Origin of the sequence: Pseudomonas fluorescens (assembly GCF_000967965.1) — a bacterium.
GTDB classification, from domain to species: Bacteria; Pseudomonadota; Gammaproteobacteria; order Pseudomonadales; family Pseudomonadaceae; genus Aquipseudomonas; species Aquipseudomonas grandcourensis.
In genome coordinates this window covers 48,676-60,562 of record NZ_LACC01000005.1, presented here as the reverse complement: position 1 = coordinate 60,562, position 11,887 = coordinate 48,676, and the positions used below count along the sequence as shown (strand labels likewise).

Here is an 11,887-nt window from a genome sequence, read left to right as displayed (position 1 = left end):
ACAACAATAAAAGCTTGTTCAGAGATCGACTGCCATGGCCGCACCCGCATCGCCGTTGCCCCACGACGCCATCATCCAGGACTCCTGGTCCCGTTGCCGCGCGTTCGGCCTCAGTCACCAGAGCCCGCCGGCATTCGACCAACTGCCGGCCGCGGGCATCGCGCAACTGCTGGAGAGCCAGCATTCACTGGTGCAAACCACCCATCAGGAAGTGCTGCCCTATTACGAGAACATTCTGAGCAACTCCAATTGCCTGATCATGCTCGCCGACCACCAGGGCCAGGTGCTTACGTCGTGGGGCACCCAGCGCTTTATCGAACCGAAACTGGCCCGGGGTTTCAGCGCTGGCGCCAGCTGGATGGAGCGCTGCACCGGCACCAACGCCATTGGCACCGCCCTGGCCTGTGAACAAGCGGTGCACATCGAGCACGATGAACACTATCTCAAGGCCAACCGCTTCATGACCGGTTCCGCAGCGCCGATTTTCGATGCCGAACGCAAAGTCATCGCGGTGCTGGACGTGTCCAGCGACAGCTACCTGCCGCCCTCCCACACCCTGGGCATGGTCAAGATGATGAGCCAGACCGTGGAAAACCGGCTGATCCTCAACCTGTTCCATGGCCAGCATTTCCAGCTGACGTTCAACACCGGGCTGAACAACCTCGACAGCCAATGGGCGGGGTTGCTGATATTCGATGAGACCGGACAGGTGTTGTCGGCCAATCGCCGGGCCGACAATCTGCTGGGCATCAGCCTGTCGCGGGTCAGTGTCGAAAGCCTGTTCAAGGTCTCGCTGCTGGAGTTGCTCAACCAGCCCGACGGCCTGCCCTTCGCCCTGCAAACCTCGGGACGCAACCGCTTCCAGTGTCTGTTGAAGCGGCCGAAACAGGCATCAATTCAACCTCGAGTGTTCACCGAGCCGGTTGTAGCTGCACCCGCGGCCATCAGCCTCAACTCCCTGCATTTCGGCGACAGTCGCGTGGAAAAGGCCGTGCGTCAGGCCGAGCGCTTGCTGGAAAAAGACATTCCCTTACTGATTCACGGTGAAACCGGGGTCGGCAAGGAAGTGTTCGTCAAGGCCCTGCACCAAGCCAGCTCACGCAGCAAACAAGCGTTCATCGCCGTCAACTGTGCAGCGATTCCCGCCGAACTGGTGGAATCCGAGTTGTTCGGTTATGAGAAAGGCGCGTTCACCGGCGCCAACCAGAAAGGCAGCATCGGGCTGATCCGCAAGGCTGACAAAGGCACGCTGTTCCTCGATGAAATCGGTGACATGCCGCTGCCGACCCAGGCGCGCCTGTTGCGGGTTTTGCAGGAGCGTTGCGTGCAGCCGGTGGGCAGCAGCGAATTGTTCCCTGTGGACCTGCGCATCATTTCCGCGACCAATCGCTCGTTGCGCGAACAGGTACAACTTGGGCGCTTTCGTGAGGACCTGTACTACCGCATCGGCGGCCTGACCCTGGAACTGCCGCCGTTAAGAGAACGCAGCGATAAAGAGGCGCTGTTCAAACGCCTGTGGGAACAACACCGCGAACCAAGCCAATGGGCTGGGCTGAGCCGCGAGGTGTTGGAGCTGTTCGACCGCCACCCGTGGCCGGGGAATTTGCGCCAGGTCAGCAGTGTGATGCAGGTGGCACTGGCGATGGCCGAGGAACAGCCGATAAGGCCGGAACATTTGCCGGATGATTTTTTTGTCGACCTGGAAATGGAGCCGGTCGATACGCCGGAACCGTTGGCCGTGGATCTGAATGATGCCGAGGATTTGAACCGGCAGTTGCAGGCGGCAGGGGGGAATATTTCGTATCTGGCGCGCAGGCTTGGGGTAAGCCGTAATACCCTCTACAAGCGATTGCGTCAGACTGAATGACGAGTGAATCGCACCGATAGCATTCGGCTTGAGACCATCGCGAGCAGGCTCGCTCCTACAGGGGGATCTATGTTGCTCACAAAACTCAAACCTGGCGAAAATCCAATGTAGGAGCGAGCCTGCTCGCGATGGCGTCAGCTCAGGCACCTCAAAAACAACAGCCATCCCATAAACAAAAACCCGCACTTGGCGGGTTTTGTTTTACAGCGGATCAAGCAATCAGTCAGCCAGACGCCAGGTCGTGCCGCCCTTGCCGTCTTCCAGCACCACGCCCATGGCGGTGAGCTGGTCGCGGATGCGGTCGGATTCGGCCCAGTCCTTGCCGGCACGTGCCGCCAGACGCGCTGCAATCAGCGCCTCGACTTCGGCTGCATCCACACGCCCTTCGGCGCCGGCCTGCAGGAAGTCATCGGCTTCCAGTTGCAACACACCCAGCACGCTGGCCAGTTCTTTCAAACGGGCTGCCAGACCGGCCGCTGCGTTCAGATCGCTCTCGCGCAGGCGGTTGATCTCGCGGACCATCTCGAACAGCACCGCGCAGGCTTCCGGCGTGCCGAAGTCGTCGTTCATCACCTGGGTGAAACGCTCGACGAAGGCTTCGCCGCCCGCAGGCGCCACGTTCGGCAGGCCTTTCAACGCATGGTAGAAACGCTCCAGGGCACCTTTGGCGTCCTTGAGGTTGTCTTCCGAGTAGTTGATGGCGCTGCGGTAGTGGCTCGACACCAGCAGGTAACGCACGACTTCCGGGTGGTACTTGTCGAGCACGTCGCGAATGGTGAAGAAGTTGTTCAAGGACTTGGACATCTTCTCGCCATTGATACGGATCATGCCGCAATGCATCCACGCGTTGGCGTAGGTCTTGCCGGTGGCCGCTTCGCTCTGGGCGATTTCGTTTTCGTGGTGCGGGAACTCAAGGTCGCTGCCGCCGCCATGAATGTCGAAGGTCTCGCCCAGGCAGCAGGTGGACATCACCGAGCATTCGATGTGCCAGCCCGGACGCCCGGCGCCCCACGGCGACTCCCAGCTCGGCTCGCCCGGCTTGGCGGCTTTCCACAGTACGAAGTCCAGCGGGTCCTGCTTGGACTCGTCGACTTCGATCCGCGCGCCGATGCGCAGGTCTTCGATCTTCTTGCGCGACAGCTTGCCGTAGCCCATGAACTTGCCGACGCGGTAGTACACGTCGCCATTGCCCGGGGCGTAGGCGTAGCCCTTGTCGATCAGGGTCTGGATCATCGCGTGCATGCCCGGGATGTGATCCGTGGCGCGCGGCTCCATGTCCGGCTTCTTGATGTTCAGGCGCGCTTCATCTTCGTGCATCGCCGCGATCATGCGCTCGGTCAACGCTTCAAACGACTCGCCGTTCTCGCGGGCACGGTTGATGATCTTGTCGTCGATGTCGGTGATGTTGCGCACGTAGGTCAGGTCGTAGCCGCTGAAGCGCAACCAGCGCGTCACCAGGTCGAACGCGACCATGCTGCGGCCGTGGCCCAGGTGGCAGTAGTCGTACACGGTCATGCCGCACACGTACATGCGCACCTTGTTGCCATCGAGCGGCTTGAAGACTTCTTTGCTCTTGGTGAGCGTGTTGTAGATCGTAAGCACGTTAATTCCTTGACGCTAAATCACTGGCCCCACGAATCACGCAGGGTCACGGTACGATTGAATACCGGCTGACCTGGTTTCGAGTCCTTGAGATCGGCGACGAAGTAACCTTCGCGCTCGAACTGGAAACGGTCTTCCGGCTGTGCATTGCCCAGCGAAGGCTCGGCACGACAACCGGTGAGTACCTGCAGCGAATCAGGGTTGATGTTGTCCAGGAAACTGGCGCTGTCTTCGGCCTTCTCAGGGTTGGCCGAACGGAACAGACGATCGTACAGACGCACTTCGCACTCGACGCTGGCGGCTGCCGGCACCCAGTGCACCACGCCTTTGACCTTGCGGCCTTCAGGGTTCTTGCCCAGGGTGTCCGGATCGTACGAGCAGCGCAGTTCGACGATGTTGCCATCGGCGTCCTTGATCGCTTCGTCGGCGCGGATCACGTAGCTGCCACGCAGACGCACTTCACCGGCCGGTTCCAGGCGCTTGTAGCCCTTCGGCGGCTCTTCCATGAAGTCATCACGGTCGATGTAGATTTCCCGGGCGAACGGCAACGCGCGCATGCCCATGTCTTCTTTCGGGTGGCACGGCAGTTCGAGGTTCTCGACCTGGCCTTCCGGGTAGTTGGTGATCACGACTTTCAGCGGACGCAGCACGCACATGGCGCGCGGGGCGCTGTGGTCGAGGTCGTCACGAATGCTGAATTCGAGCATGCCGAAGTCGACCACGCCGTCGGAACGGTTGGTGCCGATCATTTCGCAGAAGTTGCGGATCGATTTCGGCGTGTAGCCACGGCGGCGGAAACCCGACAGCGTGGACATGCGCGGGTCGTCCCAGCCGTTGACGTGCTTTTCATCGACCAGTTGCTTGAGTTTGCGCTTGCTGGTGATCGTGTAGTTCAGGTTCAGGCGGCTGAACTCGTACTGGCGCGGGTTGGCCGGCACTGGCAAGTGCTCGAGGAACCACTCGTACAGCGGACGGTGGCTTTCGAACTCCAGGGTGCAGATCGAATGGGTGATGCCTTCGATGGCGTCCGACTGACCGTGGGTGAAGTCGTAGTTCGGGTAGATGCACCACTTGTCACCGGTCTGGTGGTGGTGAGCGTGACGAATGCGATACATGATCGGGTCGCGCAGGTTCATGTTCGGCGAGGCCATGTCGATCTTGGCCCGCAGCACCCGTGCGCCGTCCTTGAACTCGCCGGCTTTCATGCGGGCGAACAGGTCCAGGTTCTCTTCGACGCTGCGGTCGCGGAACGGGCTGTTCTTGCCCGGCTCGGTCAGGCTGCCACGGTATTCCTTGGCTTGCTCAGGGGTCAGGTCGTCGACGTAGGCATTGCCGGATTTGATCAGTTCCACTGCCCAGTCATGCAACTGGTCGAAATACTGCGAGGCGTAGCGCACTTCACCGGACCATTCGAAGCCCAGCCATTTGACGTCGCTTTCGATCGCGTCGATGTATTCCTGGTCTTCCTTGGCCGGGTTGGTGTCGTCGAAACGCAGGTGCGTGACGCCGCCGAACTCCTGGGCCAGGCCGAAGTTCACGCAGATCGCTTTGGCGTGGCCGATGTGCAGGTAGCCGTTGGGTTCAGGCGGGAAACGGGTGACGATCTGCGTGTGCTTGCCCGAGTCCAGGTCTGCCTGGATGATCGGCCGCAGGAAGTTGACCGGCACGGCAGGGCCGGTCTTGGCATTCGAGGTAGGGTCGACAGTGGGCTTGCTCATAGGATCCTTGAACGTACAAGTGCGTGGCCGTAATGAAGGCCGGACAAAACAAAGCCGCTATCATAGCCGATGCCGTCAAGTACCTGACAGAGCGCACTCTGTAAACCGTCGCATTTAATAGGCCGTAAATGAAAAAACAGCCTCGAAATTCGCGTCTGGCACGCTAAACTGCGCACCTTGGCCAAAAAGGCTGAACCGGTGGCGGGACGCGATGCTCCAACACCACGAATTCCTTAGATATGCTTCATCTCAAAAGAGTACCGATCATGACCCAAGTCAAACTGACGACCAACCATGGCGACATCGTCCTCGAACTGAACGCCGACAAAGCCCCGATCACCGTGGCCAACTTCGTCGAGTACGTTAAAGCCGGTCACTACGAAAACACCGTTTTCCACCGTGTCATCGGTAACTTCATGATCCAGGGCGGCGGTTTCGAACCAGGCATGAAAGAAAAGAAAGACAAGCGCCCAAGCATCCAGAACGAAGCTGACAACGGTCTTTCCAACGACAAGTACACCGTCGCCATGGCCCGCACCATGGAGCCGCATTCGGCTTCCGCACAGTTCTTCATCAACGTGGCCGACAACAGCTTCCTGAACCACAGCGGCAAGAACGTTCAGGGCTGGGGCTACGCGGTATTCGGTAAAGTGACCGCAGGCACCGACGTTGTCGACAAGATCAAAGGCGTGGCCACCACCTCCAAGTCCGGCCACCAGGACGTACCAGCAGACGACGTGATCATCGAGAAAGCCGAGATCATTGAGTGATACTGCTGATTTCAGATTTACATCTGATCGATGCGCGCCCGGACATTACCCGGGCGTTTCTGGATTTGCTCGCCGGACGCGCCCGCTCGGCGAGTGCGTTGTACATTCTGGGCGACTTCTTCGAGGTGTGGATTGGCGACGACGCCATGACACCCTTCCAGCGCTCTATCTGCCAGGCCCTGCGCGAGTTAAGCGACAGCGGCACGGCCATTTTTCTGATGCACGGCAATCGCGACTTCATGCTCGGCAAGGCGTTCTGCAAAGAAGCCGGCTGTACCCTGCTGAAGGATCCGAGTGTCGTGCAGCTCAACGGCGAGCCGGTGCTGCTGATGCACGGCGACAGCCTGTGCACCCGCGACGAAGCCTATATGAAGCTGCGTCGCTATCTGCGCAACCCGATCACCCTGTTCATCCTGCGGCATCTGCCGCTGCGCACCCGGCACAAGCTGGCGCGCAAACTGCGCAGTGAAAGCCGTGCGCAAACGCGGATGAAGGCCAATGACATTGTCGATGTTACGCCTGAGGAGATTCCGCGGATCATGCAGGCATTCGGCGTGAAGACCTTGATCCACGGGCACACCCACCGTCCCGCGATTCACAAGTTGCAGCTTGGCGAGCAAGCAGCCAGGCGCATTGTGCTGGGGGATTGGGACCGTCAAGGGTGGGCGTTGCAGGTGGATGAGCAAGGGTTTGCGCTGGCGCCGTTTGATTTCACTCCGCCACCGCAACTCGCTGCACCCGCGAACTAACTACCGAACACAAAACCCTGTAGGAGCGAGCCTGCTCGCGATAGCGGATTCAAATTCAACATTTCTGTTGACTGATCCACCGCTATCGCGAGCAGGCTCGCTCCTACAGGGGTACTGCGGTGCTTAGTGTCCCGCGGAAGCCGCAGGCCCAGCCTTCGCCGTAAACGGCGGCTTGGCCAGCCACACGATCAATATCAGCCCGATGAACATCCACCCCAGCAAGGTAAAGTAGTCCACCGTGGACATTATGTACGCCTGGCTGATCACCATCTGGTCCAGTTGCGTATAGGCCTTGGCCCCTGCCCCGCCCAGGTTGGTCAGTGCTTCGCGGGTCGCCGGATCGAAGGGGGTGATGCTTTCGGTCAGGTAGGCGTGATGCTGGTCCGCCCGACGAAACCAGATCCAGGTGGTCAACGACGCCGCGAAACTGCCGCCCAGGGTCCGCAAGAATGTCGCCAGCCCCGAACCGTCGGCAATCTGGCTCGGTGGCAGATCCGACAGCAAAATGGTCAAGGTCGGCATGAAGAACAGCGCCACGCCGATCCCCATGAACAGTTGCACCATGGCGATGTGCTGGAAGTCCACTTCATTGGTGAAGCCTGCGCGCATGAAACAGCTCAGGCCGATGGCCAGGAACGCCCCGCCCGCCAGCAGGCGCATGTCGAATTTCGGCGCGTATTTGCCGACAAACGGCGCCAACAGCACCGGCAGGATCCCCAGCGGGGCCACGGCAAAACCGGCCCAGGTCGCGGTGTAGCCCAGCCGCGTTTGCAGCCACTGCGGCAGGATCAGGTTGATCCCGAAGAACCCGGCATAGCCCAGGATCAGCACGATGGTGCCGTAGCGGAAGTTGCGATGGGCGAACAGGCGCAGGTTGACCACCGGGTGTTCGTCGGTCATTTCCCAGATCACGAAGAACGCCAGGGCCACCACCGAAATCACCGAGCCGATCACGATGAAGCTGGATTCGAACCAGTCGGCATCGTTGCCCTTGTCGAGCACGATCTGCAAAGCCCCGACGCCAATGATCAGCGCGATCAGACCGACGTAATCCATCGGCTGGCGGCTGGTGACCACCGGGCGCTTTTTCATCTGCTGGGTCACCACCCATGCCGCGAACAGACCGATCGGCACATTGATGAAGAAAATCCACGGCCAACTGTAGCTGTCGGTGATCCAGCCGCCGAGGATCGGCCCGGCAATCGGCGCGACCACCGTGACCATCGCCAACAGCGCCAGCGCCAGCCCCCGTTTCGCCGGGGGGTAAACCGCAATCAGCAGGGTCTGGGTCATCGGGTACAGCGGCCCGGCCACTACCCCTTGCAGCACCCGGAAGCCCACCAGTTCAGGCATCGAGGTGGAAACACCGCACAGGAACGAGGCCAGCACGAACAGCAGCGTCGCCCAGACAAACAGCTTCACCTCGCCGAAACGCCGACTGAGCCAGCCGGTCAGCGGCAAGGCGATGGCGTTGCTCACGGCGAACGAGGTGATGACCCAGGTGCCCTGCTCCGAACTCACGCCGAGGTTGCCGGAGATCGTCGGCAACGCCACGTTGGCAATGGTGGTGTCGAGCACTTGCATGAAGGTCGCCAGCGACAGGCCGATGGTGCTGAGCAGCAGGCTGGGTGGCGTGAAAGACGCGTTATTGCTCATCGCGAATCCTTTGAAACAGGTCTGGCGCTGCGCCGGTTGCCGGCGCAGCTGACGGATTGGCGAATCAGCGTTGCGCGGTCTTGCTGACCGCGGCGCTGTTGTCGTGGATCAACTGGGTGATCATCGCGTCGGCCTCGGTCAACTGACGGTCGTATACGTTGGTGCTGAACGAAGCCTTCTGCGGTGGCTGTTGCGCCAGCACCGGCCCGCTCTGGTCGTGCAGGTCCACATCGACCATGGTCGACAGGCCGACCCGCAGCGGATGTTTGGCCAGTTCTTCGGCGTTGACGTGGACTCGCACCGGCACGCGCTGCACGATCTTGATCCAGTTGCCGGTGGCGTTCTGCGCCGGCAGCAAGGCAAATGCGCTGCCGGTCCCGGCACCGAGGCTGTCGATGGTGCCGCTGTATTTCACGCTGCTGCCGTACAGGTCAGTCTCGATCTCCACCGGTTGGCCGATGCGCATGTCACGCAGCTGGGTTTCCTTGAAATTGGCGTCGATCCACAGCTGATCCAGCGGAATCACCGCCATCAACGCGGTACCCGGTTGTACGCGCTGACCAAGTTGTACAGAACGCTTGGCCACATAACCGGTCACCGGCGCAATCAGCGTGCTGCGCGAGTTGTTCAAGTACGCCTGACGCAATTGCGCGGCGGCGGCCATCACGTCCGGGTGCGATGAAACCACGGTGTCATCGACCAGCGCACTGGTGGTCTTGAGCTTTTGTTCGGCGTTGGCCAGGGCGTTTTGCGCCGAGGTCAGGTCGTCGCGGGCGTGGGACAGCTCTTCCTGGGAAATCGCCCCGCCGGCGGCGAGGTTCTTGCGGCGGCTGAAGTTGTCCTGGGCCTTTTGCACTTCGGCTTTCTGGGCGTTGACCTGGGCCTTCATGCCGTCCACATCGCTGTACAAGCCACGCACCTGACGCACGGTCCGCGCCAGATTGGCCTGGGCGTTTTGCAGTCCGATTTCGGCGTCGTTCGGGTCGAAGTTCACCAGCACCTGGCCTTCATGGACCAGATCGCCGTCATCGGCGCCGATGCTGACCACGGTGCCCGTGACCAGCGGGGTGATTTCCACCACGTTGCCGTTCACATAGGCATCGTCGGTGCTTTCGCTCCAGCGCCCATAGAACTCGTGATAGGCCCAGACGCCCGCGCCACCGAGCACGACGGCGGCAGCCAGGACCAGCAGCATGAACTTGCGCTTGCCCGAATTGGGGTTGCCCTGGGTGTTTTCAGGAGGTTGAGTTGTATCGGCAGTGGCCATGACAAGTACCTTGAATTAGTGGGTCAGCGTGGCTGGCGTGGCGTTGGCCGAGGCGATGGCCTCAGGCTGGTAACCGCCGCCCAGCGCCTGCATCAGTTGGATCGACAGGTCAATCTGCTCGGCATTCAGGTTGGCCAGCTGACGCTGGGCCTGGAGCAATTGCTGCTCGATGCTGAGCACGTCCAGGTAGTTGCCGATGCCGGAACCGTAACGCTGGACCACGGTGTTGTAGGAATCCTGGGCGATGTCGGTGGCGTGCTGCTGGGCAGCGATCTGCCGGCCGATATCACGCAACTGGTTGATGCTGTCACTGACATCCCCCAGCGCCTTCACCAGGCTTTTGTTGTACTGCGCCACGGCGAGGTCGTAATCGGCGTCGCGGGAATCGAGGTCGGCGCGCAAGCGGCCACCGTCGAAGATCGGCACAGAGATCGTCGGTGCAATGTTGAAGAAGCGGCTGGCCGAACCAAACATCGCATCGCCCAACAAGGATTCGGCGCCGGCAGCGGCGCTGAGGTTCAGGTTGGGATAGAACCGGGTCTTGCCGGCGTCGATGCTTTTGCTCGCCGCTTCGACCCGCCAGCGCGCGGCCACCAGGTCCGGGCGACGCCCGAGCAGTTCGGCCGGCAGCACCGAAGGTAGCGCTACCGCACCCGGCTGAAGAATGTTTGGACGGGTAATTTCATTGCCGCGGTCCGGTCCTTTGCCGAGCAGAACGGCCAGGGCGATTTTCGCGCTGTTCAAGCGTTTTTCGGCGTCGATCAGGTTGGCCTGGGAAGTGGCTTCCAGGCTTTCGGTCTGCTGGAACTGGTACTGGCTGTCGATCCCGGCAGTCAGGCGTCGCTGACTCAGGTCGAGCATTTGCCGGGTGCGTTTGAGGTCTTCGTTGGACAGGTCGTAGACGATATGCGCCTGGCCGAGATCGCTATAGGCCCGGGCGACATCGGCGGCCAGGGTCAGTTGCGCTGCCTGCTGGTCGACTTCGGCGGCGCGGGCCTGGCCGAGGGCCGCTTCCCAGGCATCGCGCTGACCACCCCAGAGATCGAAGTTGTAATTGAAACTGCTGCTGATGTTACGCACGGTGGCGTACGTGTCGCCCTGCCCGCGCGGGTCCTGGTCCCGGGCCAGGCGCGAGCGGCTGACACCGGCGCTGGCATCCAGGGTCGGCATCCGCTCGGCGTCGGCGGCGGAAGCGGCAGCGCTGGCCTGATGGGCACGGGCGTCGGCGATCTGCATGTCCGGGCTATCGCGCAGGGCCTCGCGGATCAGGCCGTCGAGTTGCGGATCGCCGAGGCTTTTCCACCAGTCGCTTTTCGGCCAGGCGGCGGGGGACAAAGTCACACCGCTGAGGGATTGCCCGGCCTTGAGGGTCTTCGCGTCGAGGCTGACACCTTCGGTTTTCAGGCCGCTGTAACTGGCGCAACCGGCGACGCTCATGGCCAATAGCACCAGGCTCAAGCCGGTACGCAAGGGGTTACTGCTCATTTGTCACCTACCCGCAGCAGGGTGATCGCGTCACCGGCTGCCACCAAAATTTTCTTCAGGATCAGCTCCAGGGTTTTCAGTTCTTCTGGAGTGATGGCACCGGCCAGTTCATTCATGGCTTCGGCGCCGATGTGCGGCAGGCGGTCGGCCAGCTTCTGACCTTCTTCGGTCAGTACCAACTGCACCTGACGGCGATCCGCCTCGGAGCGTTGGCGGGCAAGGAAACCCTTCTGTTCCAGACGGTCGAGCATGCGCGTCATCGAGCCGCTGTCCAGGGACAGGTGCCGGCACAGCTCGCCCGGCGAATCGACGCCGAACTGGGCAATGATGATCAACACCTTGAACTGCGCGGCGGTGATGCCGTGGGGTTCCATGTGGGTGTCGATAATCCGGTCCTTGAGCAACGCGGCGCGCCCGAGCAACAGGCCGAGATGGCAATTCTGGAAATCTTCCGGAGAGAAATGTTTCATCTGACCACCAATTAGCTGCCTAGGCAGTGAATGTATGTCGAGATGTTACTGCCTAGGCAGCGAATGTCAATGCAATAGTTAGGAGGCTTGGTAAATAGTTGACCAGTGGTGTCGGGTTTTGTGGTCATAGACGGATGTCACCGCTTTTCTGACCTTATTGTTGATGGTGTACATATCCATTGCTGCGGTAACGGCGGCCTATGGTTCCGCCCTTACGGCGGGTTACTTGGAAGAGCCCCAAGTAACCAAGGGCTCTTGCCCCTGACGTTCGGTGCCTCGCCAAGGCTCGGCATGCCCTCGCTC

The 11,887-nt window shown here is 60.9% G+C and carries 9 protein-coding genes; 3 read left to right on the top strand and 6 right to left on the bottom strand.

The genetic code is table 11. The features are described 5' to 3' along the window. Positions 1 to 34: 34 nt before the first annotated feature. On the top strand, positions 35 to 1,867 hold the full coding sequence (locus VC35_RS03735; protein ID WP_046037824.1) for a sigma-54-dependent Fis family transcriptional regulator: 1,833 nt from the start codon (positions 35 to 37) through the stop codon (positions 1,865 to 1,867). Between the two features lie 219 nt (positions 1,868 to 2,086). Here VC35_RS03735 and cysS read toward each other — a convergent pair whose 3' ends face one another. Together cysS and VC35_RS03725 are read right to left on the bottom strand one after the other, a co-directional pair. Next, on the bottom strand, positions 2,087 to 3,469 hold the full coding sequence (gene cysS, locus VC35_RS03730; RefSeq protein ID WP_046037823.1) for a cysteine--tRNA ligase: 1,383 nt from the start codon (positions 3,467 to 3,469) through the stop codon (positions 2,087 to 2,089). Between the two features lie 20 nt (positions 3,470 to 3,489). Further along, positions 3,490 to 5,187: a glutamine--tRNA ligase/YqeY domain fusion protein gene (locus VC35_RS03725; RefSeq protein ID WP_046037822.1), complete on the bottom strand. Its 1,698-nt coding sequence runs from the start codon at positions 5,185 to 5,187 to the stop codon at positions 3,490 to 3,492. Positions 5,188 to 5,453: 266 nt separating this feature from the next. Here VC35_RS03725 and VC35_RS03720 point away from each other — a divergent pair, with 266 nt between their 5' ends. Together VC35_RS03720 and lpxH are read left to right on the top strand one after the other, a co-directional pair. Continuing rightward, the gene (locus VC35_RS03720; RefSeq protein WP_046037821.1) at positions 5,454 to 5,957 is read left to right on the top strand and encodes a peptidylprolyl isomerase; all 504 of its coding nucleotides are present in this window, start codon (positions 5,454 to 5,456) and stop codon (positions 5,955 to 5,957) included. Then, on the top strand, positions 5,954 to 6,706 hold the full coding sequence (gene lpxH / locus VC35_RS03715; RefSeq protein ID WP_046037819.1) for a UDP-2,3-diacylglucosamine diphosphatase: 753 nt from the start codon (positions 5,954 to 5,956) through the stop codon (positions 6,704 to 6,706). Before VC35_RS03720 ends, lpxH begins: the two co-directional genes overlap by 4 nt. A 123-nt stretch (positions 6,707 to 6,829) precedes the next feature. Here the strand turns inward: lpxH and VC35_RS03710 are convergent, their stop codons facing one another. The 4 genes from VC35_RS03710 to VC35_RS03695 form a co-directional block, all read right to left on the bottom strand. Continuing rightward, on the bottom strand, positions 6,830 to 8,362 hold the full coding sequence (locus VC35_RS03710; protein ID WP_046037818.1) for a DHA2 family efflux MFS transporter permease subunit: 1,533 nt from the start codon (positions 8,360 to 8,362) through the stop codon (positions 6,830 to 6,832). A gap of 64 nt (positions 8,363 to 8,426) precedes the next feature. Beyond that, a complete protein-coding gene (locus VC35_RS03705) occupies positions 8,427 to 9,629 on the bottom strand; it encodes an HlyD/EmrA/EmrK family protein (protein WP_046037817.1) in 1,203 nt (400 codons plus the stop codon). A gap of 15 nt (positions 9,630 to 9,644) precedes the next feature. Further along, entirely contained in the window at positions 9,645 to 11,114 is a 1,470-nt protein-coding gene (locus VC35_RS03700) for an efflux transporter outer membrane subunit (protein ID WP_046037816.1), read from the bottom strand. Beyond that, positions 11,111 to 11,584, bottom strand: a complete 474-nt coding sequence (locus VC35_RS03695) for a MarR family winged helix-turn-helix transcriptional regulator (RefSeq protein WP_046037815.1) — start codon at positions 11,582 to 11,584, stop codon at positions 11,111 to 11,113. Before VC35_RS03695 ends, VC35_RS03700 begins: the two co-directional genes overlap by 4 nt. Positions 11,585 to 11,887 lie beyond the last annotated feature (303 nt).